We start from the raw sequence: 26794 nt of genomic DNA on the forward strand, positions 1-26794 counted from the left end.
GGCCGCGAGGCCGTCGTACAGGGGCGAACGGGTCGTCGTACGGGGAGCCGTACGGGCCGTCGTCCGTGCCCGTCGGCCGGGCGGTGTCCCGGGGTGGCGTCCCGGGCGGTGTCGGGGGCGGTGTCCGTTGACCTCGCGTGGCCGAGATGTTAGACAGCGGGTGTCGAAGCGTGCAATGGCTGTTGCATGATGTGCAACGTGCCTGATCAGGGAGGTTCCATGCGCAGGGAGGCGCTGGCCCGTCTGGCCGAGGAACGGGTCGACCACCGGTTCAAGGGACTTCCCCCGGACGCCGACGGGCTGACGGTCGGTGAGCTGGCCGCCCAGCGGCGCGATCTGTTCACCGGCGGCTTCACCACGCCCGTGCTCACGCTGTCCGCCGAGCACCTGGAGCACAACCTGCGGCTGATGCAGACGTACACCGCCCGGCACCAGCTGGCGTTCGCGCCGCACGGCAAGACCTCCATGGCGCCGCAGCTCTTCCAGCGGCAGCTGGAGCACGGTGCCTGGGGCATCACGCTCGCCGTGCCGCACCAGGTGCGTGTCGCCCGGGCGTTCGGCGTGCAGCGGATCTTCCTGGCCAACGAGCTGGTGGACGCCGCCGCGCTGCGCTGGGTCGCCGCCGAACTGGCCGCCGACCCCTCCTTCCGCCTGGTCTGCTACGTCGACTCGGTGCGCGGGGTGGAGCTGATGGACGCCGCGCTGCGGGGAGGTGCCCAGCGGCCCGTGGACGTGGTCGTGGAGCTGGGCGCGGGCGAGGGCGCACGCACCGGGGCGCGCACTCAGGCGGAGTGCGCCCGGATCGCCGAGGCGGTGGCCGGGGTGCCGACGCTGCGGCTGGTCGGGGTCGCCGGGTACGAGGGCGAGGTGCCGCAGGCGGACGGCGAGCGGGTGCGGGCGTATCTGCGGCGGCTGGTGGCGCTCGCGGCGGAGCTGGACAAGGCCGGGCACTTCGCTCGGACCGACGAGATCGTGGTGAGCGCGGGCGGCAGCGCCTGGTTCGACGCGGTCGCCGAGGTGTTCGCCGCCGCTCCCGCCCTGTCGCGGCCGGTGCTGAAGCTGCTGCGCTCGGGCGCGTACGTCACGCACGACGACGGTCACTACCGGGAGTTGACCCCGTTCAACCGGGTGCCGGAGGAGGGCGCGCTGGAGCCGGCGTTCCGGCTGTGGGCGCAGGTCGTCTCCCGGCCGACCGCCGCGCAGGCCTTCGCCAACGCCGGGAAGCGGGACGCCGCCTACGACCTGCACCTGCCCTTCGCGCAGGTGGTGCACCGGGACGGTGCCGAGCACGTGGCCACCGGCATCACCGTGACCGGGCTGTCCGACCAGCACACCTGGCTGGCCACCACCGAGGAGGCCGATCTCGCGGTCGGGGACTGGATCGGGCTGGGGCTGTCCCATCCGTGCACGTCGTTCGACAAGTGGCAGCTGATCCCGGTGGTGCGCGCGGACGGCACCGTCGTCGACTACGTCCGCACCTTCTTCTGACGGCCCCTGTTCCGTGGTGTCCTGAAGGCCGCTCCTCGCGGCCTCGCCGTCTTCCCCCGACTCCGTTCTCAGCGCAGGAGGCCCTTGATGGATCCGGTCGACCCCGGCGATGTCGCCGACCTCGTCATCCGGGACGCGGACGTCGTGGACGGCACCGGCGGCCCGTCCTACCGCGCGGACGTGGCGGTGGCGGGCGGCAGGATCGTCTCGATCGTCAAGGAGGCCGCGGCGGCCGGCTGCCAGCGACCCCGGGCGTGGCGGGAGCTGGACGCGGAGGGGCTGGTGCTCTCCCCCGGCTTCATCGACATGCACGCGCACAGCGACCTGGCGCTGCTGCGCGACCCCGACCACAGCGCGAAGCTGGCGCAGGGCGTGACCCTGGAGGTGATCGGGCAGGACGGGCTGTCGTACGCGCCGGTCGACGACCGCACCCTGGAGGAGGTGCGCCGGGCGATCGCCGGGTGGAACGGGTACGGCGACGACATCGACGTCACCTGGCGTTCGGTGGGCGAGTACCTGGACCGGCTGGACCACGGCTTCGACGGCCGGGGCATCGCCGTCAACGCGGCGTATCTGATACCGCAGGGGACGGTGCGGGCGCTCGTCATGGGCTGGGAGGACCGTGAGCCCACCGGCGAGGAGCTTCGGCGGATGTGCCGGCTGGTCGCCGAGGGCATGGAGCAGGGCGCGGTCGGGATGTCCTCGGGGCTCACCTACACGCCCGGCATGTACGCCAAGGACGCCGAACTGACCGAGCTGTGCCGGGTGGTGGCGCGCCACGGCGGCTACTACTGCCCGCACCACCGCAGTTACGGCGCCGGGGCGCTCGAGGCGTACCGGGAGATGGTGGCGCTGGCGCGTGAGGCGGGCTGCCCGCTGCATCTGGCGCACGCCACCTTGAACTTCGCTCCGAACAAGGGCCGTGCGCCGCAGCTGCTGGCGCTGCTGGACGAGGCGCTGGCCGCGGGCGCCGACATCAGCCTCGACACCTACCCCTACACCCCCGGCTGCACCACCCTGGCGGCGTTGCTGCCCAGCTGGGCGAGCGAGGGCGGACCGGAGCGGATCCGGCAGCGGCTCACCGACGAGGCGACCGCCGAGCGGATCCGCCGCGATCTGGAGGTCACCGGCTCCGACGGGTGCCACGGGGTGCCCGTGGAGTGGGAGACCGTCGAGATCTCCGGGGTGACCGAGCCGGGGCTGGCCGAGTACGTCGGGCACACGGTGGCCGCGTCGGCGGCGCGGCGCGGCGAGAGCCCGTGGACCGTGGCGCGGCGGCTGCTGCTCGGCGACCGGCTCGGCACGACGATCCTGCAGCACGTCGGCCACGAGGAGAACGTGCGGGCGATCATGCGGCACCGGGTGCACACCGGCGGCTCGGACGGCATCCTTCAGGGCGACAAGCCGCATCCGCGGGCGTACGGCACCTTCCCGCAGTACCTGGGACGGTATGTGCGGGAGCTGGGGGTGCTGTCGCTGGAGGAGTGCGTGGCGCATCTGACCGGTCGCCCGGCGGCCCGGCTGCGGCTGCCGGACCGGGGGCTGGTCCGTGAGGGGTACCGGGCCGACCTGGTGCTCTTCGACCCGCGCACGGTGGCGCCCGGCGCCACCTTCGACGCGCCGCGCACCCTGCCGACCGGGATCCCTCACGTCCTGATCGACGGCCGGTTCGTCATCGAGGACGGCCGGCGCACCGACGTGCTGGCGGGCCGGACGGTGCGCCGCGCCGCGGTGTGACGGGCCGGACGGTGCGCCGCGATGTGAGCGCCGTCCGGCCCGCCGGCGGTCACGGCTTGGGCAGGGTGCAGCCGGCCGCGTCCAGGTCGAGCCGGTTGCCGGTGGTGAAGCAGGCGGGGATCTGGTAGGTCTGCTCGGCGTAGTTGATGCCCCGGCGGACCGTCACGTTGCCGTTCTCGTCGATCTCGCAGGGGTTGTTGACGGTGCAGCGTCCGCCGTTCTCGTTGCCGGTGTTGTTGACGGCGATCACCTTGCCGGTGGCCGTGTCGATCACCGGGGAGCCGGAGGTGCCGCCGATGGTGTCGCAGGCCGAGGTGTAGCGGATGGAGTCCTTCCAGGTCCAGTCGCCCTCCTTGAGCTGGTGGACGAACCCGTCGATGCGGCAGCTGTAGATCCGCTTCCAGTAGCCGGAGACGACCTGGATGTCGGTGCCGGCGACCGGGTGGGTGTCGTTCAGGGTCAGCGCGTCGATGCCGTACGCGTTCTTGATCTGCGCGTAGGTGGAGGTCAGCCGGTACAGGGAGACGTCGGTGTCCGTCATGGTCGCGTAGACCAGCTGGTCGGCGCGGAGCGTGGCGACCGTGCTGCCGGAGGCGTCGAGCAGGCCGACCGTGCGGCTGGAGGACTGGCCGGTGACGACCTCGCCGGGGGCGGGGAAGCCGCTCTGAAGGCAGTGGCCGTTGCTGAGGACGAGCGCGGGGTCGGAGTCGGCCGAGTCCGGCAGGCGGACGAGGGAGCCGGAGCAGTTGCTCAGCGCGACGGTGCCGGCGAAGCTGCCCGCCGCGGCCCGGGCCGCCCGTGTCTCCTTCGCCGTGCGGGCCAGGTCGTCGGTGATCGACGTCAGGGCGCCGACGAGCGAGGTCGTGGGGGTCCGCTCGGGCGTGGGGTGCGCCGCGGGCGCGGCGGCCGCCGGCGTCGCGCCGAGGCCCGCGATCGCCAGGGAGCACAGCGCGGCCAGGAGAGGCTTGTTCATGTGGGGGGTCCCCTCTGCAGACGTGAGCGGCCGGACCGCCGGCCGCATTGTCATGTGCATTGTTCTTGCGGGAGGGGACGAGAACAAGCAGCCACGGCCGGCCGCCGGGGGCGGTCCGCACTCCGGCGCATCGCGTCAACAGGGCGGCAGCATACGGAAGTCGAGGTGAGGCAGCCCCGGAGCAGGGCCATGATCGCCCGATCGGGGGCGTCTCGGGTGGCGGAAGACACGAGCCACGGCACGTCGCCACGCCGTAAGCTCGCACACATGCAGGTGATCCAGTCGACCAAGCTCGCCAACGTCTGTTACGAGATCCGGGGCCCGGTGCTCGAGGAGGCGATGCGGCTGGAGGCTGCCGGTCACCGCATCCTGAAGCTGAACACCGGCAATCCGGCCGCGTTCGGCTTCGAGTGCCCGCCGGAGATCCTGGAGGACATCCTCCGCAACGTCGGCACGGCCCACGGCTACGGCGACGCCAAGGGGCTGCTGGCGGCCCGGCGCGCGGTGGTGATGCACAACCAGACCATCGGCATCGAGACCGACGTCGAGCACGTCTTCATCGGCAACGGCGTCTCCGAGCTGATCGTGATGGCGATGCAGGGGCTGCTCGACGACGGCGACGAGGTGCTGGTCCCGGCGCCGGACTACCCCCTGTGGACGGCGGCCGTCTCCCTGTCCGGCGGCACGGCGGTGCACTACCGCTGCGACGAGCAGTCCGACTGGATGCCGGACCTCGCCGACGTGGAGCGCAAGGTCACCGACCGCACCAAGGCGATCGTCATCATCAACCCCAACAACCCCACCGGCGCGGTCTACGACCGTGCGGTGCTCAAGGGGCTGACCGACATCGCCCGGCGCCACAACCTGCTGGTCTGCTCCGACGAGATCTACGACAAGATCCTCTACGACGGCGCCACGCACACCCCGACCGCGGCGGTCGCCCCGGACCTGCTGACCCTGACCTTCAACGGCATGTCCAAGGCGTACCGGGTGGCGGGCTACCGGGTCGGCTGGATGTCGATCTCCGGTCCCCGGGCGCACGCCGACAGCTACATCGAGGGCCTGACCGTCCTGGCCAACATGCGGCTGTGCGCGAACATGCCCGGTCAGCACGGTGTGGTCGCCGCGCTCAGCGGACGGCAGTCCATCAACGACCTGGTGCTGCCCGGCGGGCGGCTGAAGGAGCAGCTGGACGTCGCCTACGACCTGCTCACCCAGATCCCGGGCGTGACCTGCGTGCGGCCCAAGGGGGCGCTGTACCTCTTCCCGCGCCTCGACCCGAAGGTGTTCAAGATCAAGGACGACCGGCAGATGGTTCTGGACCTGCTGCGCCGCGAGAAGATCATGGTGGTGCAGGGCACCGGCTTCAACTGGCCCGAGCCGGACCACTTCCGGATCGTCACCCTGCCCACGGTCGGCGATCTGCGCGACGCGGTGAGCCGGATCGGCACCTTCCTGGACGGCTACAGTCAGCCCTGACGCTCACCCAGGGTGCCCTTACCGACCCGTCGCGACACGACTCAACTTTAGACGCATTCCAAGCTAGGATGGCTTCTGTCAGAACACAGGAGGCCGTCCCATGTACGAACCGATCCGCTCCGGGTCTTCCCGCCGGTCCGTCCACACGATGGCCGGCACCCCCTCCGGTGTCCCGCACCGCCCCCGCGAGGAGGAGCTGGAGATACAGCTCGCCGGCCATCTCGCGGCCCTGCTGGCCGTCACCGACGAGCTGCGGACGACGGCACCCTCCACGGACCTGGACGCCGCCGCCGAACGCCTGTCCGAGCAGGTGGCCCGGCTGCGGGGCGGGCACGCCCCGGTGCGTGCCCCCGTCCCGGCCTCCCGCACCCCGGGCGACGCGGCCGCACTGCACCGGCGGGCGCACGCGCTGGCCGGACGGGCGCTCGTGGTCGCCGCCTCCCGGGCGGACACGGCCGCGGCCATCCTGGCGGCCGAGCGGATGGACGCGCACGCCGCCGCCCTCGACGAGGCCGGTGGCGGGAAGCGGCCGGAGCAGGAGACGACACCGGCGCAGCACGCGGAACTGAGCGGCGCGGCCCACTGAGGGCCGCGCCGCGCCGTGTGCGGGCGGCGGCACGCCGCACCGGCCGGAGACGGCGACGGCCCGCGAGCGCGGCGCCTCACCGCAGCCGGGCGGCCTCCCGCAGCGGCTGCCACCACCAGCGGTTGTCGCGGTACCAGTCGACGGTGGCGGCCAGACCGTCGGCGAAGGCCACCTCGGGCGCATAGCCCAGCTCCTCGCGGATCTTGCTGTCGTCCAGGGCGTAGCGCAGATCGTGGCCCTTGCGGTCGGCCACGTGCTCGACCCGGTCCCAGCCGGCGCCGAAGGCGTCCAGCAGCAGCGCGGTCAGCTCCCGGTTGCTCAGCTCGGTGCCGCCGCCGATGTGGTACACCTCGCCGGCCCGGCCGCCGTGCAGCACCAGGTCGATGGCCCGGCAGTGGTCGGAGACGTGCAGCCAGTCGCGGCGGTTGCGGCCGTCGCCGTACAGCGGCACCTTCTCCCCCTCCATCAGACGGGTCACGAACAGCGGGATGACCTTCTCGGGGAACTGGTACGGCCCGTAGTTGTTGGTGCACCGGGTGACCACGACGTCGAGGCCGTGGGTGCGGTGGCAGGCGAGGGCCAGCAGGTCGGATCCGGCCTTCGACGCGGAGTAGGGCGAGGTGGGGGCGAGCGGCGCCTGCTCGGTCCACGCGCCCTCGCCGATCGAGCCGTACACCTCGTCGGTGGAGACGTGCACGAAGCGGCCGACGCGGTGCCGCACGGCCGCGTCCAGCAGCACCTGGGTGCCGAGCACATTGGTGCGCACGAACGGATCGGCGCCGGTGATCGAGCGGTCCACGTGCGACTCGGCGGCGAAGTGCACCACCGCGTCCTGGCCCGCCATCACCTGGTCGACCACGTCGGGGTCGCAGATGTCGCCGCGGACGAAGGTGCAGCGGGGATGGCCGGCCACGGGGGCCAGGTTGGCCTCGACACCGGAATAGGTCAGCGCGTCCAGGACGGTGATCCACGGCGCCTGCTGTGCGTCCGGTCCCGCCACCAGCGCCCGGCGGACGTACTCCGAGCCGATGAAACCGGCGCCGCCGGTCACGAGTATGCGCATGTGCTCCGCGTTCTCCCCTCGCCGCTGCCGCCCGCGGGGCGGCAGGTCCAGGATGCCGTCGGGCCGGAGGGGACCGGTGGCGGGGGTGCGGAGGTGGTGCGGCGGGGCGGCGGTACGGACCGAGGGCAGCCACGTCAGCCGTCGGCCGGGGCGGCGCGACGGGGCCGGCGCGCGGTGGGCGGGCCGAACGCCACCGCGACGAGGCAGTGGGTCAGCCGAACACCACCACGAAGATCACGAACAGGACCAGGATGCCCAGGACGATCGCCCACACGGGCCAGTTGCCGCTGCCCTGCGGCTCGTCCGGGCCGCCGCCGCGCGGGCGGTCCTCGGGCAGATCCGGGTCCTCCGGACGGTCGTGCTTGTAGAAATCACCGTCAGCCATGCCCGCATCACCCTCCTTCCCCGAGCCGTCCGAGTACCCGGGGCGTGACGGGCCATACGGCGCCCGGCCCCGCAGCGGGCGCTGCGGGGCCGGGCGGCACGGCACGGGGCCGGATCCGCTCCCCAGGCGTGGACCCGGTCCCGGTGCGGTGCGTGCCGCGGCCGGCCTGAGCGACGACGCAGGTCAGGGCAGGTCGGGCGGCCGGCCGCGGAGTCCGGCGGAGCCGGGTGGGCGGCTCAGCCCAGGCGCTCGACGAGCGCCCGGTACTCGTCCCACAGCTCCTTGGGGGTGTGGTCGCCGAAGGTGTCGAGGTGGGCGGGGATCAGCGCGGCCTCCTCGCGCCAGACGTCCCGGTCCACGGTGAGCAGGTACTCCAGGTCCTCGTCCGACAGGTCCAGGCCGTCGGTGTCCAGGGCGCCCTCGGCCGGCAGGATGCCGATGGGGGTGCGCACGCCCTCGGCCGTGCCCTCCAGGCGCTCCACGATCCACTTCAGCACGCGGCTGTTCTCGCCGAAGCCGGGCCAGACGAACTCGCCCTGGTCGTTCTTCCGGAACCAGTTGACGTAGTAGATCCGCGGCAGCTTGGCCGGGTCCTTGTCCTTGGCGACCTCGATCCAGTGGGCCATGTAGTCGCCCATGTTGTAGCCGCAGAACGGCAGCATGGCGAACGGGTCGCGGCGCAGCTCGCCGACCTTGCCCTCGGCGGCGGCGGTCTTCTCGGAGGCGACGTTCGCACCGAGGAACACACCGTGGTTCCAGTCGAAGGACTCGGTCACCAGCGGCACCGCGGTGGCCCGGCGGCCGCCGAAGAGGATCGCGGAGATCGGCACGCCCTTGGGGTCCTCCCACTCCGGCGCGATGATCGGGCACTGGGAGGCGGGGACGGTGAAGCGGGCGTTGGGGTGCGCGGCGGGCTCGGGCGAGTCCGGGGTCCAGTCGCGGCCCTTCCAGTCGGTCAGGTGGGCCGGGGGCTCCTTGGTCATGCCCTCCCACCACACGTCGCCGTCGTCGGTGAGGGCGACGTTGGTGAAGACGGCGTTGCCCCACAGCGTCTTCATCGCGTTGGCGTTGGTGTGCTCGCCGGTACCGGGCGCGACGCCGAAGAACCCGGCCTCGGGGTTGATCGCGTACAGCCGGCCGTCCTCGCCGAACCGCATCCAGGCGATGTCGTCGCCGATGGTCTCCACCGTCCAGCCGGAGATGGTCGGCTCCAGCATGGCGAGGTTGGTCTTGCCGCAGGCGCTGGGGAAGGCGGCGGCGACGTACTTGGGCTCGCCGTGCGGCGGGGTGAGCTTGAGGATCAGCATGTGCTCGGCCAGCCAGCCCTCGTCGCGGGCCATGACGGAGGCGATGCGCAGGGCGTAGCACTTCTTGCCGAGCAGGGCGTTGCCGCCGTAGCCGGAGCCGTAGGACCAGATCTCGCGGGTCTCGGGGAAGTGCGAGATGTACTTGGTGCTGTTGCACGGCCAGGGCACGTCCTGCTGCCCGGGCTCAAGCGGGGCGCCGAGGCTGTGCACGGCCTTGACGAAGAAGCCGTCGTCGCCGAGCTCGTCGAGGACGGCCTGTCCCATGCGGGTCATGGTGCGCATCGACACGGCCACGTACGCGGAGTCGGTGATCTCCACGCCGATCGCGGACAGCGGGGAGCCCAGCGGCCCCATGCAGAAGGGGACGACGTACATGGTGCGGCCGCGCATGGCGCCGCGGAAGATGCCGCCCTTGCCGTCCTTGCCCTGGAAGATCTCCCGCATCTCGGCGGGTGCCACCCAGTTGTTGGTGGGACCGGCGTCCTCCTCCTTCTCGGAGCAGATGAACGTGCGGTCCTCGACGCGGGCCACGTCGGAGGGGTCGGAGGCCGCGTAGTAGGAGTTGGGGCGCTTGACCGGGTCGAGTTTCCGGAAGGTGCCCTTCTGGACGAGCTCTTCGCACAGTCGCTCGTACTCGGCTTCGGATCCGTCACACCAGACCACGTTGTCCGGCTGCGTGAGGTCCGCGATCTCGTTGACCCACGAGATCAGGCCCTGGTGGTTGGTCGGGACGACGGGGGGAGCCGCGATGTCGCGCGCCACGATTGCTCCTAAATGAGGGGTTTGCTTCTTTCTCGCCCCGTGGGGGCTGCGACCCGGATGCTTCGTAGCCGCTCATCCGGTGCCGACCGCACTCATTTGATCGTCCGACGAGAGCGCCCATCTGTCCAGGGGGCATCACATGTGAGCGGCGTGACGAACGCCATGTTTCTGTTCCGCCTCGGCGGCGCCGCCCTTGTCAGGCCCGCATCTGCGGCCTGAGGGCGGCCGCACGGGCTGACGAAGTTTTTACGTTCCACCCCGCGGCGGTGTGATCGCGTCCGTACACGCTGCGTACTGATCTCCGACTTACGGTGACGTCGCTAGCATGCAGCGCATGACTGCGTCCGCCTCCGACGCGCTCCTGGATCCGTCGGCCGGTGGCCGACGTCCGGCTGCGCCGTCCCTTCCGCACCCGGTCAAACCGAAACTGCGTGGCTGGCTGCACCTGGGGATGTTCCCGGCCGTGCTCGTCGCGGGCCTGGTGCTCACCGCCCTCGCCGGGTCCGCCCGTGCACGGATCGCCTGCGCGGTCTACGTCCTGACCGCCTGCCTGCTCTTCGGCGTCAGCGCGCTCTACCACCGCGGCAGCTGGGGCCCGCGCCTGGGCGGCGTCCTGCGCCGCCTCGACCACGCCAACATCTTCCTGATCATCGCGGGCACCTACACCCCGCTGACGCTGCTGCTCCTGCCCGGCGCCAAGGGCCAGTGGCTGCTGTGGGGCATCTGGGCCGCGGCCGCCGCCGGCATCGTCTTCCGCGTCGTCTGGGTCGGCGCCCCGCGCTGGCTGTACACCCCGTGCTACATCGCCATGGGCTGGGCGGCGGTGTTCTTCCTGCCGGACTTCCTGCGCACCGGCGGCCTGACCGTCCTCGTCCTGGTGATCGCCGGCGGCCTGCTCTACAGCGCGGGCGGCATCGTCTACGGCATCAAGCGCCCCAACCCGTCACCGCGCTGGTTCGGCTTCCACGAGGTCTTCCACTCCTTCACCCTGGCGGCGTTCGTCGTCCACTACGTGGGGATCTCGCTCGTGGCCTACCGGCACGCCTAGGCCCTCCGGCCCGCGCACGGACGGCTCCGGCCGGCGATGCGCCGGGGCCGTCCGCGCATGGCCGCCCGGCGCAGGACCGCCGACAATGAGCCCACGACGGCCGCACGTTCCTCCCTCTCCCCCGCCGACCGGCCCGCGCTCGGCCTGCGGGAACGCAAGAAGATCCAGACCCGGGAGGCGATCCGCTCCGCGGCGTGGACGCTCATCCGGGAGCAGGGCTACCACGCCACGACGATCGAGCAGATAGCCGACCGGGCCGAGGTGTCGCCGTCCACCGTGTGCCGTTACTTCCCCGTCAAGGAGGACATCGTCCTCCCCGACACCGGCAACCCCGCACCGGCTCACCGGCCGCACGACCGGCCCGCCGACGACACCTCCGCCGACCCCCTGCACCGCGTCCTGTGCACGGCGCTCGACCTGGGTGCCGACGACGACCCGGAGACGGCACGGATGCGGACCCGGCTGATGGCCCAGGTGCCCGCGGTCCGCACCCGGATGCTGGAGAGCATGACCGCCGCCGGCCGCACCCTCTGCGGCACGATCGCCGAACGCACCGGCCGCCGCCGGGACGACCTGGAGGTGCGGGTCTGGGCCATGTCCCTGGTCGGCGGCCTGATGGAGACCGCCCTGTACTGGGCCGAGCACGACCACGGCGACGACCTCGCCGACCTGGTCGACCGCGCCCTGACCACCCTGGAACAGGGGCTGCCGCGGGACATCTCCTGAGGCATCGGGACCGGACCGTGCCATGCTGGCCGGGTGAACGGTCCGGAGATCCACGTCGAGTTCGCCCCCGCCCTGCACGTGTTCGTCGACCACACGCGGCGGCGCGGCGCAAGCCCCGTCGTCACCGACGGCGCCTCCTCCCTCGGGCACGTCGTGGAGTCTCTCGGCGTGCCGCTGACCGAGGTCGGCGGCCTGGTCGTGGACGGGCGCGAGGTTCCCGCCTCGCACGTCCCGCGCGCCGAGGAGACCGTGCGGGTGCTCGCCGTCGAACGCCCCCAGCACGTCCCCGGCGCCCCGCTGCGCTTCCTGCTCGACGTGCACCTGGGTACCCTCGCCCGCCGGCTGCGGCTGCTCGGCGTGGACACGGCGTACGAGTCCACGGACATCGGCGACGCGGCCCTCGCGGCCCGCTCGGCCGCCGAGAAACGGGTGCTGCTCAGCCGCGACCGCGGTCTGCTGCGCCGCCGCGAACTGTGGGCGGGCGCCTTCGTCTACAGCACCCGCCCCGACGACCAGCTCCGCGACGTGCTGGACCGCTTCCGCCCCGAGCTGCGGCCCTGGACCCGCTGCAGCGCCTGCAACGGCCTGCTGCGCGAGGCCACCAAGGACGAGGTGGCCGACCAGCTGGAGCACGGCACCCGGCGCACCTACGACGTCTTCGCCCAGTGCCGCGCCTGCGGCCGCGCCTACTGGAAGGGCGCCCACCACGACCAGCTGCAGGCGATCGTGGACGAGGCGATGAGCATACGGGCGCAGCTGGGGTGAGCCGGGGCGCGGCTGCCCGGCCGCGTGCCGTGCGTGCCGTGCGCCGCCGCCGGGCGCCATGCGGGCCGTGGTGCGGCCGCGCGCCGTACGCACCGTGGGACCGCCACGTGCTGTCCGGTGGCGCGGGGCGCGGACCGTGGCTCCGCCGCGCGGGGCGGGTCCGGTCGGCTCAGCCGCTCAGTGCCGCGCGCAGCCGCTCCGGGTCGGTCGGCTCAGCCGCTCAGGGCCGCGCGCAGCCGCTCCGGGTCGGTCGGCTCAGCCGCTCAGGGCCGCGCGCAGCCGCTCCGGGTCGGTCGGCTCAGCCGCTCAGGGCCGTGCGCAGCCGTTCCGGGTCGGTCGTCGGGGCGTCGCAGGTGAAGTTGCGGCACACGTAGGCGGCCGGTGCGCCGTCCACCAGCGGGCGCCCGTCGAGCAGCGGGAACTCGTCGCTGCCCGCGGTGCCGTAGGCGACCACCGCCCCGGGCGCCCCGCCCAGCAGCGCGGCACGGTGCAGGGCACGGGCCGCCTCGTCCTGCGGGGACGGGCCGACGACCGCCACCTCACGCGGCCCGTCCAGCAGGGCCTCGGCCACGGCCAGTCCCCAGCCGATGAAGCGCGGCACACGCGGGCCCAGCGCCCGCACCACGCCCAGCGCCTTCTCCGCCGCGCTGCGGTGGGTGTGCGAACCGGTGTGCGCGGCGTAGGACAGCAGGGCGCCCGCCGCGGCCGTCCAGCCGGACGGGGTGGCGTTGTCGGTGGGGTCCTGCGGGCGGCGGATGAGCCGCTCCGCGTCGGCGGCCGTGTCGTACAGCGCGCCGGAGTCCGGGTTGGTGAACCGGGTGAGGACGTGGTCGAGGAGCAGCCCGGCGAAGTCCAGCCAGACCCCCTCGCCGGTGACCGAGGCGAGGGCGAGGAAGCCCTCGGCGACGTCGCCGTAGTCCTCCAGGACGCCCGCGTTGGTCCCGGCGCGGCCGTCCTTGCTGGTGCGCACCAGTGCGGCGTGCTCGTCCATGTGCAGCCGCACCAGCAGATCGGCGGCGCCGACCGCGGCCTCGACCAGGTCGGGGCGGTCGAAGTAGGCGCCGGTCTCGGCGAGCGCGGCGATCGCCAGACCGTTCCAGGCGGCGACCACCTTGTCGTCGCGGGCGGGCGCGGGCCGCTCGGCGCGCGCGGCCAGCAGCCGACGCCGTACGGACTCGATCCGCTCCGCGTCGAACACCCCGGTGGTCTGCGGCAATCGGAGCACGGAGGCGCCGCGTTCGAAGGTGCCCTCCTCGGTCACCCCGAAGTAGGCGGCGGCCAGTTCCGCGTCCTCGGGGCCGAGGACGTCGCGCAGCTGCTCGGGCGTCCACACGTAGTACGCGCCCTCGACGTGCCGCCCGGTGCCGTCGTCGCTGTCGGCGTCCAGCGCCGAGGCGAACCCGCCCTGCTCGGTGCGCAGTTCACGCACCATGAAGTCGGCCGTCTCCAGCGCGACCCGGCGTGCGAGGCCGGAGCCGGTGGCGCGCCACAGATGGGCGTAGACCCGGCACAGCAGGGCGTTGTCATAGAGCATGCGTTCGAAGTGCGGGACGTTCCAGTCGCGGTCCACGGAGTAACGGGCGAAGCCGCCGCCGAGCTGGTCGTAGAGGCCGCCGCGGGCCATCCGCTCGCAGGTGTCCTGCACCATCTGCAGGGCGCCCTCGCTTTTGGTGCGGGCGTGGTGGCGCAGCAGGAACTCCAGCACCATGGACGGCGGGAACTTCGGCGCGCCGCCGAATCCGCCCCGCTTCGGGTCGTACTCCCGGGTCAGCCCGAGCAGCGCCTGGCCCAGCTCCTCGGGACCGGGGGCCGCCGCGTCACCCACGGCGATCTCCCGCCGCGCCAGGTCCTGCACGATCTTCCCGGCGACCTCGGCGACCTCCTCGCGCCTGCTCTCCCAGGCCTGCCGGACGCCCTGCAGCACCTGGAGGAAGGAGGGCATGCCGTGGCGGGGCTCGGGCGGGAAGTAGGTGCCGAAGTAGAACGGTTCGGCGTCCGGGGTCAGGAACACGGTCATCGGCCACCCGCCCTGCCCGGTGGCCGCCTGCACGGCCTCCATGTAGACGGCGTCGACGTCCGGGCGTTCCTCGCGGTCGACCTTGATGCTGACGAAGTGCTCGTTGAGGTAGGCGGCGGTGGTCTCGTCCTCGAAGGACTCGTGCGCCATCACATGGCACCAGTGGCAGCTGGAGTATCCGACGCTGAGCAGCACGGGCCGGTCCGTCCTGCGGGCCTCGTCGAACGCCTGAGCCGACCAGGGCCACCAGTCCACCGGGTTGTCCGCGTGCTGGAGGAGGTACGGGGACGTCTCGTGCGCCAGTCGGTTCGGCATACCCCCATCCTGCCTCACCCGTCCGGAGCGGGCACGGACGGTGACGGGGCCGGGCGGACACGGCTCGACCCGGTCGGCTCGTCCCGGCTGGGCCCGGTCGGGCCCGGCTGTCGCCGGTGCCTCGCCGTGCCTGGCCGGTTCGCGTGGGCGCCTCGCCGTACCCGCTGCCGTCGGCGTGCGCACCGCCGGTGTGCACCGCCCGTCGCCCTCGTCCGCCGGCCTGTGCGCGGAGCGCGGATGAGCGCGGATGAGCCTGGAGGAAGGCCGACAGGGCCGGGCCGCTGGGCACGGACACCGGTCCCGTGAGGTGTCGGGCGGGTACGCCCAGGAGGCTGCGGCTGCCCACGGGCATGCGGGCGCAGGCCGATGCGGCCCGTGCCCCCGACTCCCGGATGCGTCCGGCGGCGCGGGACGCGGGCACGGGACGGGCGGCCGGAACAAGCCTGGAACGGCGACGGCCACCGCCGCCGGAGGAAGGGCGGCCGGCAGCCCCGGCGTCACCGGCCGGGGCCCGGTGCCGGATGCCTCGGTGGGGACGGCCGCCCCGCAGGGCGGACCGTCCTGCGCGAGCGGAGCCTCAGCCCTGGGACGGCTGCCGGGCGGCGTCCCCGCTCCGCTTCGCGGGATCCGCCTCGGACTCCGATGGCTCCTTGAAGTCGATGCGACCCATGTGCCGGTTCATGGACTTCATCAGGCCCCACACCGCCACGGCCAGCACCGCGAAGACGATGAAGCCGAGGATGCCGGGGGTGACCTTGTTCTCGTCGACGTCGGCCAGAGTCACCAGCTGGGTCATGGCCAGGCTCGCGCTTGCGCTCATGTCAGGCATTGTCCCTCAGCACTAGCGGATGCCCGCAAAGAGGTCGTCCTCCGGCAGCGAGGTGTCGACGAGGGACTTGGCCAGCTCGTACTCCTCGGTCGGCCAGACCTCCTTCTGGATCTCCATCGGCACTCGGAACCAGCCCCCGTCGGGGTCGATCTGCGTGGCGTGGGCGATCAGCGCCTTGTCGCGGATCTCGAAGAAGTCGGCGCAGGGGATGTGCGTGGTCAGGTTGCGCTCGTTGCGGCCGGACTTCTTCCAGCGCTCGAGCCACTCGCCGTAGGGCGACTCCAGACCGCGGTCGATCATCGCCTGGTGCAGCGCCTCGGTGCGGGGGCGGTTGAAGCCCTGGTTGTAGTACAGCTTCAGCGGCTGGTACACCGGCCCGTAGGTCTCCTCCGGGTACTTCTCGGGGTCCGCGGCACCGTCGAACGCCACCATCGTGATCTTGTGGGTCATGATGTGGTCGGGGTGCGGGTACCCGCCGTTCTCGTCGTAGGTGGTGATCACCTGCGGGCGGAAGGAGCGGATCCGGCGGACCAGCTCGCCGGCCGCCTTGTCGACGTCCTCCAGCGCGAAGCAGCCCTCCGGCAGGGGCGGCAGCGGGTCGCCCTCGGGCAGGCCGGAGTCGACGAAGCCGAGCCAGTCCTGCTTCACGCCGAGGATCCGGCGGGCCTCCTCCATCTCCTTGCGGCGCACCTCGTGGATGTTCTCCTCGATGTACGTGTCGCCCTGGAGCTTGGGGTTGAGGATGGAGCCGCGCTCTCCGCCCGTGCAGGTCACGACCAGCACGTCCACCCCCTCGGACACGTACTTCGCCATGGTGGCCGCGCCCTTGCTCGACTCGTCGTCGGGGTGCGCGTGCACGGCCATCAGTCGCAGCTGCTCAGTCAAGGCTCATCCTCATCGGTCAAGTCGGTGCCCGTCGGTCACGCGGGCATCAGCGGTGCCGTCCTGGTGCCTCGTCTCTCCGGGGCGGCGGTGGAGCGGCGGGCCGGGGCTTCTATAGTGACCGAATCGGAGGGCGAATCATTCCGGAGTACCCCTTCCGGGAGCCCCGCGCGGGACACGCGTCCCGCACCGGCCGAGAGGACGATCATGAGTACGGTGAGCACCCGGCTCCCCGAGGGCCGCTACGGCCGCTCCAAGGACGAGCGCGCCGACCACAAACTCAAGATCGGCGCCGTCGTCCTGGGTGCGGTCCTGCTGGCCCTGGTCGGCTACTTCGCCTGGGAGCACGTCGGCCAGAGCAAGATCAGCGCGCAGGTCGTCTCGTTCCAGACCTCCGACGACGCGGTGCGGATCCATCTGGAAGTCCACAAGGACGCCGACGCCCACGGCTACTGCACGCTGCGCTCGCAGGCGGCCGACGGGGCCGAGGTGGGCCGGGCGGACTTCCACTTCGACGAGCACGCCACGCGGATCGACCGGACCGTCACCCTGCGTACGACGTCCCGCGGGACCACCGGGGAGCTGCTCGGCTGCCACGCCGACTGACCGGCCGGCCGGCGCGCCACGCGACAGGACGGTCCCATCGGTCGAATATGGGGCCGCTGACCTGCGTGGACGCCGTTCCGACGGCCTTGTGTCCTCCCTCTTGCCGCAGTCAATTGTTAGGCTCGTGGTTTCGCCCATCCCTGAGGGAACATCCTTCATGGGTAGGGCGATGCTTGGAATTCCCAGAAGCGACGAGGAGCACCTGTGACCCAGACCAGCGAGAACGTCACCTGGCTGACCCAGGAGGCGTACAACAAGCTCAAGGAGGAGCTTGAGTACCTTACTGGTCCTGCGCGCACGGAGATCGCCGCCAAGATCGCGGCCGCGCGCGAGGAGGGCGACCTGCGCGAGAACGGCGGGTACCACGCGGCCAAGGAGGAGCAGGGCAAGCAAGAGCTCCGCGTGCGCCAGCTGACCCAGCTCCTCGAGAACGCGAAGGTCGGCGAGGCCCCGGCCTCCGCGGACGGCACGGTCTCCCCCGGCATGGTCGTCACGGTCGCCTTCGACGGCGACGAGGACGACACGCTGACCTTCCTGCTGGCCTCCCGCGAGTACGCCAGCGGCGACATCGAGACGTACTCGCCGCAGTCGCCACTGGGCTCGGGGGTGATCGGCCACAAGGTGGGCGAGGACGCGGAGTACGAGCTGCCGAACGGCAAGAAGGCCTCGGTGCGCATCCTCAAGGCGGAGCCGTACACGGGCTGAGGCACGCGGGCCGCGTCCCGTCTGCCGCAGCCGGCCCCGCCGGCTTTTCTTCTACGAGGCCTCCGGCCGCCGTCCACGGCACGCCGGGGGCCTCGTCGTCCTGTCCGGCCGGTCGCGGGGGCCGGTCGAGCACCGCGTGTTCCGCGTCCAGGCCGGTCGAGCACCGGGTGTCCCGCGTCCGGGTCAGTCGATGACCGTGTGTCCCGCGTCCGGGTCAGTTGACCGTGTGTCCCGCCGTCCGGGTCAGTCGAGCACCGTGTGTCCCGCCTCCCGGAGCGCCCGGACGACCTCGGCGCAGTGGTCCGGGCCCTTGGTCTCCAGGTGCAGTTCCACCTCCGCCTCGGTGAGGCCGAGGCGCGGGTCGGTGCGGGCGTGGCTGACGTCGAGGACGTTGGCGTCGGCCGCCGAGACCACGCCGAGCAGTGTGGCCAGCGCGCCCGGCCGGTCGGTCAGGCGCAGCCGTACGGCCAGGTAGCGGCCCTGGGCGGCCATGCCGTGCCGCAGCACCCGCTGCAGCAGCACGGGATCGACGTTGCCCCCGGACAGCACGGCCACCGCCGGTCCGCGGACGGTGCACCGCCCGCCCAGCAGCGCGGCGACCGGGGCGACACCGGCCGGTTCCACCACCAGCTTGGCCCGCTCCAGGCACAGCAGCAGCGCCGCGGACAGCTCGTCCTCGCCGACCGTGCACACCTCGTCCACCAGGTCCCGGACGATCCCGAACGGCACGTCGCCGGGCCGGCCGACCCGGATGCCGTCGGCCATGGTCGTCGGACGGTCGATCATCACCGGCCGCCCCGAGGCCAGCGACGGCGGATACGCCGCGGAGCCCTCCGCCTGCACGCCGACGATCCGCACGTCGGGCCGCAGCGACTTCACCGCGACCGCGATGCCGGCCGCCAGCCCGCCGCCGCCCACCCCGACGACGACGGTGCCCACCTCGGGGCACTGCTCCAGGATCTCCAGCCCGACGGTGCCCTGTCCGGCGATGATGTCCGGATGGTCGAAGGGGTGGATGAACACGGCGCCGGTCCGGTCCGCGTACTCCTGGGCGGCGGCCAGTGTTTCGTCGACCACCTGGCCGTGCAGCCGCACCTCGGCGCCGTAGTCCCGGGTCGCACCGATCTTCGGCAGCGGCGCGCCCTTCGGCATGAACACGGTGGCGTGCACCCCGAGCAGCGACGCCGCCAGCGCGACGCCCTGGGCGTGGTTGCCCGCGCTGGCCGCCACGACCCCGGCGGCCCGCTCCTCCGGCAGCAGCCCGGCGATGCGGACGTAGGCGCCGCGCAGCTTGAACGATCCTGTCCGCTGCAGGTTCTCGCACTTGAGGTGCACCGGGACGCCCGCCAGCCGGGACAGGTGCCTGCTGCCCTCCATCGGGGTGATGCGGGCCACGCCCGACAGCATCTTCTGGGCGCCGCGCACATCGTCCAGGGTGACGGGCGACGGGGGACCGGACGTGCCGTGGTTCATGTCTCCAGTCTCGCAGTTCCCTCATCTCACCGGCCGGGTACGACCGTCCGGGAGGACGGGATCGCGAAGCGCCGGTACCGTCGGCTGCCGGGCCGCGTACTCTGTCCCCCAACCCAGCAGCCGCGCAGAAGTGAGCCACCGGCCATGCCCACAACACCAGAAATGTCGATGGACATGACGACCGAAGGTGACCCCGGTCTTCTCGACACCCTGCAGCACGAGGTGGCGGTGTTCGCCCGCCGTGCGGAACAGACCCGGCTCGGCGGCGTCGGCCAGGTGCGCAACTCCATGGACCGCGCCGCCTACCTGCTGCTCAACCGGCTCGACCGGGAAGGCCCGATGGGCGTCAAGGCGCTCGCGGCCGGCATGGGCATCGACTCCTCCACGGTCACCCGGCAGGTGGCTCCACTGGTCGACTCCGGGCTGGTCACGCGCACCTCTCACCCCGAGGACGGGCGGGCCGTGGTGCTGCAACTGTCCCCGCGCGGGCTGTCCCGTCTGGAGGAGGTGCGGTCCTCCCGGCGCGCCCTGATGGCCGAGCTGACCCGGGACTGGTCGCAGGAGGAGCGCGAGACCTTCTGCTCCCTGCTGACCCGCTTCAACCGCGCCCTCTCCGTTCGTCAGAGTGCCCAGAGCGGCACGGTCCCGCAGCCGGGGACCGCGGGCGGCAACGGAGCGAAGAGCCAGGGCGCCCCGTCGGGTCCGGGCGCCGGCCCGGCGTCCTGACGCCCCGTGCCCCTGCCGGGCACGTGCCCGCGCCGTCATCGCACCATCGTGGGCCGCGCGGGGCAGGAGCCGCCTGCGCGGCTCTTGACCGGCGGGGCCCAGCTGACCTGATATGAGAGCCGGACCCGTGGCCGGCGGACCGACGTCCGCCGGCCTGCCAGGTCCGGATTTCTCATGATCGCCTGGGCGGGAGGCGTGGTGCGGGATCGGCGGGCGCCCCACGGCACGCACAGCGACCGGGGGTTCGAGGCGTTCGTCGCGGGCGCGGCCGGACGGCTGCTGCACACCGCGACCCTGCTGACGGCGGAGGATCCGCAGCACAATCCGCGCGCGTGCCACCTGCTGACCCTGGCGCTCGCGGACACGTACGCCGGCTGGGACCGGCTGCGCGGCGACGACCCCTACGACCGGACCCGCCAGTACCTGGCCGGCCGGTTCGCCCGCGAGGCCTGGCACCGGTACGGCCGGCTGAGCCGCACCCGCCGCCGTCCGCCCGGTGTGCTGGGCGCCCTCGCCCCGCACGAACGCCTCGTCCTGGTGCTGCGGCTCCACGAGGGCGTCGCCGAGGAGCAGACGGCGGCCCTGCTGGGGCTGCCGGCCGAACGCGTCCGTGTGCTGTGCGACCGCGCGGTTCCCGGCTCACCCACCCGGCCCGGCGCCCCGCCACGGCCGTGGACGGACCCGGGGCGGGCGCGGGCGGATCCGGGGCGGTCGCGGGCGGATCCGGGGCGGTCGCGTCGTGACCGGCGCGCGGCGGCCGGGAGCGGGCGGCGGGAGGCGAAGGCGGAGGCGGGCGGTGCGGGGGAGGCCGGCATGAACCGGGCGGAGCAGGAGGCGGCCGTGCGGCGGATCCTGGATCAGGACCCGCCGCAGGTACCGGCCGGGCTGTACGCCGACGCGGTGCGCCGCGGCACCCGCCTGCTGCGCCGCCGCACACTGGCCCGGCGCACCCTGTGGCTGCTGCTGCTCACCGCGGCCGTCGCCTTCGCCGTGTGGGCGCTGACCGTACGGCCCTGGGTGCAGCCGCCGTCGCAGACGACTCCGCCGGTGCCGGGGTGGTGAGGGGCGGGCGGCGGTGGTGACGCGCGCGGACGGGGAACGCCCTCAGCGCGGTCCGGGCCCGGTCGTCGACAGCCAGTGCTGCACGCCCTCGATCAGCGTCCGGCTGGCGTCGAGGGCGGCGTAGAGTCCCGTCGCGGCGTTGACGCCCGGGCTCTGGTGGAGCACGACCCCGAGGATCAACCGCTTGTTCCCGCCGCGGTCGACGCCGGTGGCCGCCCACATCAGGGCTCCTCCGGCAGGGGTGCTGGACCCGGTCTTGATGCCGATCACACCGGAGGTGCCCAGCAAGGTATTGGTGTTGGGCAGCGCGCCCGATCCGTCGGGCTTCTCGACGCTGCCTTGGGCGACGATGGACCGGAACACTTCGTTCCGCATGACCTGCCGCGCCAGCTGAAGCTGGTCGGCGGAGGTGCTGGTGGTCGTGGACTCGTAACCGCTGGCCCCGGTGTAGGTGGTGTGGTTCATGCCGAGGGCGCGGGCGGCCCGGTTCATCTTCTCCACGAAGGCCTTCTCGGAGCCGGCGTCCCAGCGGGCCAGCAGCCGGGCGATGTTGTTGCCGGAGGGGATCAGCATCAGTTCCAGCGCCTGCCGTTCGGTCAGCTGCTGTCCCCGGACGACCGGAACGGCCGACTCCGCACCCGACAGTGGCGTGTCGGCCGCCTTCTCGTCGACGCGGATGCCGGGGCCCGCCTCGCCCGCGCGCAGCGGATGGTCCTCCAGGATCACGTATGCGGTCATCACCTTGGCGACGCTGGCGATCGGCACCGGCGTCTGCGCGCCCTTCGTACCGAGGTCGCCGCGCTCGCCGATGCCCTCGACCAGCACGCTCGCCTGTCCTTGCGCGGGCCAGGGCAGTGACGGGACCGCGGGACCGACCGCCGATGGGCCGGACCGGTCGGACGGGTCGGTGGCCGGGCGGCCGCTGCCGGAGGGGAGCCCGCCGAAGACTCCGAGCGCGGCCACCAATGCCAGGGCCAGGCCGCCGGTGACGAGGAGAGCGGTGCGCACCGGACGCGGGCGGCCCGGGTGACGGGACGGGAGCGACGGGGGCCGGGGATGGTTCTGCGACGATGGACGCGGCGTCGGGTCCTGCTGGGCCGCAGCGGGCACACCCCGACGGTCCGCACCAAGTGCTCCAGGTGCTCCGGGTCGGTCCGCGCCGGGTACTCCAGATGCCCCGGGTACTCCGGGACGGTCCGCGCCCGGTGCTCCAGATACCCCGGGTACTCCGGGACGGTCCGCACCAGGTGCTCCGGAAACGCCGACAGGGCTCATGGGCGGGCCACCTTTCGTGACGTGACGACAGGCGCGGGGTTCGCGCACACCGGTCACCCTGGCCGGGGTGGATCTCCGCGAGACCACGGCCGCGGCTCGCGCGTCGCTCGGCTCGTCATCCGTCGTGTGTCAGCCGTGTATCTCCACGAGGGCGCCCGCCACCGCCGTCGTCACGACGGCAACCGGGACGACCGGCCGACCGGCCACCAGGGCGGAGCCCCCGCGGCGTGTGCTGCCCGTGCCCGTGCACAGGCCGTAGGCTGCGCCGCCGCGGCGTCCGCCACGTCACCCGACCTTCTCGTCCTTCTCGTCCTTAACGTCCTTATCGTCCTTCTCGTGCTTCTCGTCCTTCTCGGCCCTCGCTCGGCCCTCGCTCGGCCCTCGGCCTTGTCCTTCTCGGCCCTCGGCCTTGTCCTTCTCGGCCCTCGGCAGCGTGAGGGTGGCGACCGCCCCGCCGTCGGGTGCGTTGGCGAAGGAGAGCGACGCCCCGATCACCCGGGCCTGGCCGAGCGCGATGGTCAGCCCGAGACCGTGGCCCCGGCCGCGCTCCGACGCCCCGGTACGGAACCGTTGGGGCCCCTCGGCGAGCAGTTCGGGCGGAAAACCCTCGCCGTGGTCACGCACGGTCACGGTGGTTCCGGCCACGTGCACCTCGACGGGCGGCCGTCCGTGTCGGTGGGCGTTGACGACCAGGTTGACGACGATCCGGTCGAGCCGGCGCGGATCGGTGCGGGCGGGCAGCACATCGGTGCTGGTGAGGTGCACCCTCAGCCCGGCACGGGCCAACGACTCCTCGACCACCTCGGCCGGCGGAACGGTCATGAGGTCGGCCCGCTCGCTGCCCGCATCCAGCCGGGAGATCTCCAGCAGGTCCTCCACCAGGGTCCGCAGCACCCCCACCCGGTCGCGGACCAGATCGGTGGCCTCCGACTCGGGCAGCAGCCCGGCGGCGGTGACCAGCCCCATCAAGGGTGTCCGCAGCTCGTGGGCGACATCGGCGGTGAAGCGCTGCTCGGTCAGCAGGCGGCCGTGCAGGCTGTCGGCCATCGAGTCGACGGCCGCCGAGATCGCGGTGATCTCGTCGCCGCCGCGGCGGGCCTCGATCCTGGCAGTCAGGTCGCCCGACGCGATCCGGCCCGCCGTCCGCGCGACCCGGCGCAGCCGGCGGTTGGGCAGTTCCGCGACGAGCGCCGACACGGGCACCACGACGGCCAGCGCGATCAGCGAAGCCTTCCACATGTGCCGGTCCAGGGCGCGCCGGGTGAGCAGGTCGGACGTCATGTCCACCTGCACCGCCACCGGACGGCCGCGGTACGTCTGCGCCGCCCACATCGACGGATGGTCTCCGCGGTCGGGTGCCTCGTACCAGGTGACCGCCCCGCCGGCCGTGCCCTGCCGGTCGCGGAGCCGGTGCAGCAGTTCGCCGGGCATGGCCTCGGGCGACGTCTCCAGCCCGTCGGGCGGTACGCCGTTCCGCTCGTAGTCCCGGACGGCCTCGGACAGCTGCGACACGGCCTTGGCCCCGCCGTCGTTGAGCGACCGCGCCAGGGTGCTGCGGTGGACCAGCACCCCGATGGTCAGGGCCACGGCACAGCAGGCCACGGCGACGAGCAGAGCGATCTTCCAGCGCAGCGAACGCCAGTTGAGCAGGTCGCGTACGGCGTTCACGACGTTCTTGCCGTTCATCGCGTTCCTGGGTTTGTGCCGTTCATGGCGTTCCTGGCGCGCATGTCAGCGGCGCAGCTTGTAGCCGAACCCGCGGACGGTCTCGATCCGCTCGGCTCCGATCTTCTTCCGCAGCCGTTGCACGCACAGGTCGACCACGCGGGTGTCGCCGTCCCAGCCGTAGTCCCACACGTTGCGCAGCAGGGTGGGCCGGTCCAGCACGATGCCGGGGTGCGCGGCGAACTCCAGCAGCAGCCTCAGTTCGGTGGGCGCCAGCGCGACCGGCTCGCCCGCCCGGAAGACCTCGAGACCGGCGGTGTCAATGGTGAGGTCACCGAAGGTCAGCGTGGAGGAGGCACCGGAGGTTCGGGGGGTCGCGGAGGGGTCGGGCCGCCCCGTCCGGTCCTCCGGTGCGGCAGGGGGCGGGGCCGCGGCCGGGGAGGTGGTGGTGGGGGTGAAGGTCGCGCGCCGCAGCAGCGAGCGGATACGGGCCACCAGCACCGCGGTGTCGACGGGCTTGGTGACGTAGTCGTCGGCGCCCGCTTCCAGGCCGGAGACGATGTCCAGGGCGTCGCCGCGCGCGGACATCATCAGGATCGGGACCATGCTGGTCTCCCGCACCCGACGGCACAGTCCGATGCCGTCCAGGCCCGGGAGCATGACGTCCAGCAGCAGAAGGTCGTGGTGGCCGTCGCGGAACATCTCCAGTCCGGTCAGGCCGTCCCCGGCGGAGACGACGCGGTAGCCGTAGCGTTCCAGTGCCATCGTGACCGCTCGGCGGATCACCTCGTCGTCCTCGACGAGCAGGATGGTCACGGGCGCCGCAGCACCGCCCTCAGCCACTGGAACCGACTCTCTTCCGCTGGACGCAGGTGGGTCAGGCCCGGCCCGTGGAACGGATGTCCCACCCGGGCGCCTTGTGCACATTCCGCGTGCCCGCACACCGACGGGACGCATCGCCCACATCCTGCCACCGCTGTGCGGCCGCTTTGTATCCGGCGACGCTCGGTTCGTATCCGGCAGGGCTCAGCCGTGTATCGGTCTGTGCGTCGGCCGGTGCATCGGCATCCGGACCCGGCCCAGGTCACGCCCGATGGTGGGGGTGCCGCCGCTGCCCGCCGGGGCGCCCTGCGGGCGGGCGACACAGGGAGCCGCCGCGATGATCCGTACGGGAGGCGTCAGCCGTGCGGCGGCTCCTGGAGCAGAGTCCGCCACAGGTACCGGCCGGGCTGTATGCCGACGCGGTGCGCCGCCACCCACTGCTGCACCACCGCACCCGCTTCGTGAACTGTCCGGCCACCCGGCATTGTTCCTGAGGCGCGCGTCACCTTTGTCCGTACGGACCCGTCTTGCGGGTTCCCCGTCCCCCGTCTCTCAGGCTGAAGCCGTCGACCCGCCGACCGCACCACCGAGATCGGGGGCATATGTCCACCCCCGTACACATCGGCGAGAGACGACGGCGACCCTCCGCCGGGCCCGGCGGGAGCCGGCCGACGGGCCCGGTCGTCGCATGGGTCAGGACGGCGGCGTCCGTCGCTCCCCGAGAGCCTGCTTCAGGTGAGCCTCGTCTCCATGGCCCGCTCCACGTGGGCCCGGAAGGTGCGGGGCGGCCGGCCGGTGAGCCGGTGGACGGTGTCCGTGACGCGGTCCTCCGCCCCTGCGGCGATCCCTCGGTCCAGGCTCGCCAGGATCGCGGCGAACTCCCCCGGCGTCCCGGCGGCTGCCAGGCGGTCGCGCAGTTCCTCGTAGGACAGGCGGTGGTGGACGACCCGGCGGCCGGTGACCTCCGTGATCGTGGCGGCGATGTCGTCGTAGCTCAGCGCCTCGGGACCGGTGAGGATCAGGTCGGTGTCGGGTGACCGGCTGTCCGTCAGGGCGCGGACGGCTACGGCGGCGATGTCGTCGGCGTCGATGAAGGCGACCCGGCCGTCGCCGGTGGCGGACCGGATGACGCCCTCGTCGCGGATGCTGCGGGCGTGGACGTGGTCGCCGGTGAAGTTCTGCATGAACCATGACGGCCGCAGCACCGCCCACTGCCCGAACAGGCCGGGCAGTGCCTCGTGCACCGCTCCCACCGCCGGGCCGCCCGCGGGGACGGCCGAGGAGCTGAGCAGTACGGCACGCTGCACGCCCGCGGCGCGGGCCCGGTGCAGGAAGGGCAGCATGACCGCCGCCGGATCGGGGTCGCCGACGGGCGGGACGAGGTACACGCGGTCGACGCCGTCCAGGACGGCCGCATGGGTCGCGGGGTCGTACCAGTCGAAGGCGACCGGTTCCGCACCGGCGACCGGGGCGGCCCGGCGGCTCGCGGCTCGGACGCGGTGCCCCGCAGCCGTCAGGCCCGCGACCGTGCGGCTGCCCGTGGTGCCGGTGGCGCCGGTGACCAAAGTGGTGCGTTCGGCGGTCATCGGCGGCTCCCTGCGAAGTCGGCGCCGGGCACCTGGACGGCGAGGGGGTTCCAGTAGCCGCGGTAGAAGACGATGCGCCCGTCCCGCTCCGTCATGACGACGATGTAGGTCATGTCGAAGGGGGCGTCCGTCTGCACCAGCCGCCCCACGCCGCGCATCTCGGCCACGACGGTGTGCGGGTCGTCGGTGCGGTGGATGTGCAGGTCGGGGAAGTCGTGCAGGTCGATGTGGTCGGGATAGTGCCGCATGTAGGCGGCGACGGCCTCCTTGCCCTCCAGGCGGCGCGGCCAGCCGTCGGGGGCGAAGGGGAACTCGGCGACGCCGTCCTCGGCCCAGAGGTCCACCCGCGCGGGGATGTCCTTGGCGAGCAGCAGGCGCAGGCTGTGGCGGAAGAGGTCCGCCGGGGAGGCGGGCGGGGACGTCGGCAGCGAAGTCGACGGAGACGTCGGTGCGGGCACAGGCACCCTCCAGTTCATACAATCGGACCGGCGGTCCGCTTCCGACGACGATAC

Annotated in this window: 24 protein-coding genes; 11 read left to right on the plus strand and 13 right to left on the minus strand. The window is 72.8% G+C overall.

Annotated features, from left to right (window positions below):
* Positions 1-219 precede the first annotated feature (219 nt).
* Both OG899_RS09205 and OG899_RS09210 read left to right on the plus strand, forming a co-directional pair.
* The gene (locus OG899_RS09205; protein WP_189428217.1) at positions 220-1488 is read left to right on the plus strand and encodes an amino acid deaminase; all 1269 of its coding nucleotides are present in this window, start codon (positions 220-222) and stop codon (positions 1486-1488) included.
* 87 nt (positions 1489-1575) lie between these two features.
* Complete coding sequence (locus OG899_RS09210; protein ID WP_125500125.1) at positions 1576-3225, plus strand: amidohydrolase family protein; 1650 nt, start codon at positions 1576-1578, stop codon at positions 3223-3225.
* Between the two features lie 49 nt (positions 3226-3274).
* Here the strand turns inward: OG899_RS09210 and OG899_RS09215 are convergent, their stop codons facing one another.
* On the minus strand, positions 3275-4198 hold the full coding sequence (locus tag OG899_RS09215; RefSeq protein ID WP_189428218.1) for a serine protease: 924 nt from the start codon (positions 4196-4198) through the stop codon (positions 3275-3277).
* A 267-nt stretch (positions 4199-4465) separates the two neighbouring features.
* Here OG899_RS09215 and OG899_RS09220 point away from each other — a divergent pair, with 267 nt between their 5' ends.
* Together OG899_RS09220 and OG899_RS09225 are read left to right on the plus strand one after the other, a co-directional pair.
* Complete coding sequence (locus OG899_RS09220; RefSeq protein WP_125500123.1) at positions 4466-5677, plus strand: pyridoxal phosphate-dependent aminotransferase; 1212 nt, start codon at positions 4466-4468, stop codon at positions 5675-5677.
* Between the two features lie 100 nt (positions 5678-5777).
* Positions 5778-6263: a hypothetical protein gene (locus OG899_RS09225; RefSeq protein ID WP_229814250.1), complete on the plus strand. Its 486-nt coding sequence runs from the start codon at positions 5778-5780 to the stop codon at positions 6261-6263.
* 76 nt (positions 6264-6339) lie between these two features.
* Here OG899_RS09225 and rfbB read toward each other — a convergent pair whose 3' ends face one another.
* From rfbB to OG899_RS09240, 3 genes are all read right to left on the minus strand, one after another.
* Positions 6340-7326 (minus strand): dTDP-glucose 4,6-dehydratase, encoded by a 987-nt coding sequence (rfbB, locus tag OG899_RS09230; RefSeq protein WP_125500122.1) that lies wholly within the window; start codon positions 7324-7326, stop codon positions 6340-6342.
* A gap of 211 nt (positions 7327-7537) precedes the next feature.
* Positions 7538-7711, minus strand: coding sequence for a hypothetical protein (locus OG899_RS09235; protein ID WP_168131887.1), 174 nt, complete (start codon positions 7709-7711; stop codon positions 7538-7540).
* A gap of 236 nt (positions 7712-7947) precedes the next feature.
* Positions 7948-9780, minus strand: coding sequence for a phosphoenolpyruvate carboxykinase (GTP) (locus OG899_RS09240; protein ID WP_125500121.1), 1833 nt, complete (start codon positions 9778-9780; stop codon positions 7948-7950).
* 334 nt (positions 9781-10114) lie between these two features.
* On the opposite strand from OG899_RS09240, the gene OG899_RS09245 reads away from it, so the two are divergent.
* Genes OG899_RS09245 through OG899_RS09255 form a run of 3 tightly spaced genes read left to right on the plus strand, consistent with a single transcriptional unit; the run spans position 10115 to position 12319 of the window.
* Positions 10115-10828 carry a hemolysin III family protein gene (locus OG899_RS09245; protein WP_168131888.1) on the plus strand — a complete coding sequence of 238 codons (714 nt, stop codon included), beginning with the start codon at positions 10115-10117 and terminating at the stop codon, positions 10826-10828.
* A gap of 57 nt (positions 10829-10885) precedes the next feature.
* Positions 10886-11554, plus strand: coding sequence for a TetR/AcrR family transcriptional regulator (locus tag OG899_RS09250; RefSeq protein ID WP_125500119.1), 669 nt, complete (start codon positions 10886-10888; stop codon positions 11552-11554).
* 33 nt (positions 11555-11587) lie between these two features.
* Positions 11588-12319, plus strand: a complete 732-nt coding sequence (locus OG899_RS09255; protein WP_125500118.1) for a Mut7-C RNAse domain-containing protein — start codon at positions 11588-11590, stop codon at positions 12317-12319.
* A 298-nt stretch (positions 12320-12617) separates the two neighbouring features.
* Here the strand turns inward: OG899_RS09255 and OG899_RS09260 are convergent, their stop codons facing one another.
* The 3 genes from OG899_RS09260 to mca form a co-directional block, all read right to left on the minus strand.
* Entirely contained in the window at positions 12618-14651 is a 2034-nt protein-coding gene (locus OG899_RS09260) for a thioredoxin domain-containing protein (protein ID WP_406310983.1), read from the minus strand.
* Between the two features lie 577 nt (positions 14652-15228).
* Positions 15229-15480, minus strand: a complete 252-nt coding sequence (locus OG899_RS09265; RefSeq protein ID WP_168131890.1) for a hypothetical protein — start codon at positions 15478-15480, stop codon at positions 15229-15231.
* A 12-nt stretch (positions 15481-15492) separates the two neighbouring features.
* Positions 15493-16365, minus strand: a complete 873-nt coding sequence (gene mca / locus OG899_RS09270; protein ID WP_125500115.1) for a mycothiol conjugate amidase Mca — start codon at positions 16363-16365, stop codon at positions 15493-15495.
* A gap of 204 nt (positions 16366-16569) precedes the next feature.
* Here mca and OG899_RS09275 point away from each other — a divergent pair, with 204 nt between their 5' ends.
* The gene (locus tag OG899_RS09275; RefSeq protein WP_168131891.1) at positions 16570-16968 is read left to right on the plus strand and encodes a DUF4307 domain-containing protein; all 399 of its coding nucleotides are present in this window, start codon (positions 16570-16572) and stop codon (positions 16966-16968) included.
* 204 nt (positions 16969-17172) lie between these two features.
* Entirely contained in the window at positions 17173-17673 is a 501-nt protein-coding gene (gene greA, locus OG899_RS09280) for a transcription elongation factor GreA (RefSeq protein ID WP_125500113.1), read from the plus strand.
* Positions 17674-17916: 243 nt separating this feature from the next.
* Here the strand turns inward: greA and ilvA are convergent, their stop codons facing one another.
* On the minus strand, positions 17917-19146 hold the full coding sequence (gene ilvA / locus OG899_RS09285) for a threonine ammonia-lyase (protein WP_168131892.1): 1230 nt from the start codon (positions 19144-19146) through the stop codon (positions 17917-17919).
* Positions 19147-19308: 162 nt separating this feature from the next.
* On the opposite strand from ilvA, the gene OG899_RS09290 reads away from it, so the two are divergent.
* Both OG899_RS09290 and OG899_RS09295 read left to right on the plus strand, forming a co-directional pair.
* The gene (locus OG899_RS09290; protein ID WP_373296701.1) at positions 19309-19872 is read left to right on the plus strand and encodes a MarR family winged helix-turn-helix transcriptional regulator; all 564 of its coding nucleotides are present in this window, start codon (positions 19309-19311) and stop codon (positions 19870-19872) included.
* 174 nt (positions 19873-20046) lie between these two features.
* Positions 20047-20934 carry a sigma factor-like helix-turn-helix DNA-binding protein gene (locus OG899_RS09295; RefSeq protein WP_168131893.1) on the plus strand — a complete coding sequence of 296 codons (888 nt, stop codon included), beginning with the start codon at positions 20047-20049 and terminating at the stop codon, positions 20932-20934.
* 42 nt (positions 20935-20976) lie between these two features.
* On the opposite strand, the gene OG899_RS09300 is transcribed toward OG899_RS09295, so the two are convergent.
* The 5 genes from OG899_RS09300 to OG899_RS09320 form a co-directional block, all read right to left on the minus strand.
* Positions 20977-21942, minus strand: coding sequence for a D-alanyl-D-alanine carboxypeptidase family protein (locus tag OG899_RS09300; RefSeq protein ID WP_168131894.1), 966 nt, complete (start codon positions 21940-21942; stop codon positions 20977-20979).
* Between the two features lie 552 nt (positions 21943-22494).
* Positions 22495-23877 (minus strand): HAMP domain-containing sensor histidine kinase, encoded by a 1383-nt coding sequence (locus tag OG899_RS09305; protein ID WP_168131906.1) that lies wholly within the window; start codon positions 23875-23877, stop codon positions 22495-22497.
* Between the two features lie 63 nt (positions 23878-23940).
* Entirely contained in the window at positions 23941-24690 is a 750-nt protein-coding gene (locus OG899_RS09310; RefSeq protein ID WP_260604189.1) for a response regulator transcription factor, read from the minus strand.
* Positions 24691-25427: 737 nt separating this feature from the next.
* On the minus strand, positions 25428-26282 hold the full coding sequence (locus OG899_RS09315) for an NmrA family NAD(P)-binding protein (RefSeq protein WP_125499993.1): 855 nt from the start codon (positions 26280-26282) through the stop codon (positions 25428-25430).
* On the minus strand, positions 26279-26746 hold the full coding sequence (locus OG899_RS09320; protein ID WP_229814253.1) for a nuclear transport factor 2 family protein: 468 nt from the start codon (positions 26744-26746) through the stop codon (positions 26279-26281). The genes OG899_RS09315 and OG899_RS09320 overlap by 4 nt, the downstream gene beginning before the upstream one ends.
* Between the last annotated feature and the right edge of the window lie 48 nt (positions 26747-26794).

This window comes from Streptomyces thermoviolaceus (assembly GCF_045209695.1).
Lineage (GTDB): Bacteria > Actinomycetota > Actinomycetes > Streptomycetales > Streptomycetaceae > Streptomyces > Streptomyces thermoviolaceus.

Bases quoted from the DNA above. Each gene is read 5' to 3' on its own strand.
- OG899_RS09205 (WP_189428217.1), top strand. From the start codon at position 220: ATGCGCAGGGAGGCGCTGGCCCGTCTGGCCGAGGAACGGGTCGACCAC.
- OG899_RS09210 (WP_125500125.1), top strand. From the start codon at position 1,576: ATGGATCCGGTCGACCCCGGCGATGTCGCCGACCTCGTCATCCGGGAC.
- OG899_RS09215 (WP_189428218.1), bottom strand. From the start codon at position 4,198: ATGAACAAGCCTCTCCTGGCCGCGCTGTGCTCCCTGGCGATCGCGGGC.
- OG899_RS09220 (WP_125500123.1), top strand. From the start codon at position 4,466: ATGCAGGTGATCCAGTCGACCAAGCTCGCCAACGTCTGTTACGAGATC.
- OG899_RS09225 (WP_229814250.1), top strand. From the start codon at position 5,778: ATGTACGAACCGATCCGCTCCGGGTCTTCCCGCCGGTCCGTCCACACG.
- rfbB (WP_125500122.1), bottom strand. From the start codon at position 7,326: ATGCGCATACTCGTGACCGGCGGCGCCGGTTTCATCGGCTCGGAGTAC.
- OG899_RS09235 (WP_168131887.1), bottom strand. From the start codon at position 7,711: ATGGCTGACGGTGATTTCTACAAGCACGACCGTCCGGAGGACCCGGAT.
- OG899_RS09245 (WP_168131888.1), top strand. From the start codon at position 10,115: ATGACTGCGTCCGCCTCCGACGCGCTCCTGGATCCGTCGGCCGGTGGC.
- OG899_RS09250 (WP_125500119.1), top strand. From the start codon at position 10,886: ATGGCCGCCCGGCGCAGGACCGCCGACAATGAGCCCACGACGGCCGCA.
- OG899_RS09260 (WP_406310983.1), bottom strand. From the start codon at position 14,651: ATGCCGAACCGACTGGCGCACGAGACGTCCCCGTACCTCCTCCAGCAC.
- OG899_RS09265 (WP_168131890.1), bottom strand. From the start codon at position 15,480: ATGCCTGACATGAGCGCAAGCGCGAGCCTGGCCATGACCCAGCTGGTG.
- OG899_RS09275 (WP_168131891.1), top strand. From the start codon at position 16,570: ATGAGTACGGTGAGCACCCGGCTCCCCGAGGGCCGCTACGGCCGCTCC.
- ilvA (WP_168131892.1), bottom strand. From the start codon at position 19,146: ATGAACCACGGCACGTCCGGTCCCCCGTCGCCCGTCACCCTGGACGAT.
- OG899_RS09290 (WP_373296701.1), top strand. From the start codon at position 19,309: ATGTCGATGGACATGACGACCGAAGGTGACCCCGGTCTTCTCGACACC.
- OG899_RS09295 (WP_168131893.1), top strand. From the start codon at position 20,047: ATGATCGCCTGGGCGGGAGGCGTGGTGCGGGATCGGCGGGCGCCCCAC.
- OG899_RS09315 (WP_125499993.1), bottom strand. From the start codon at position 26,282: ATGACCGCCGAACGCACCACTTTGGTCACCGGCGCCACCGGCACCACG.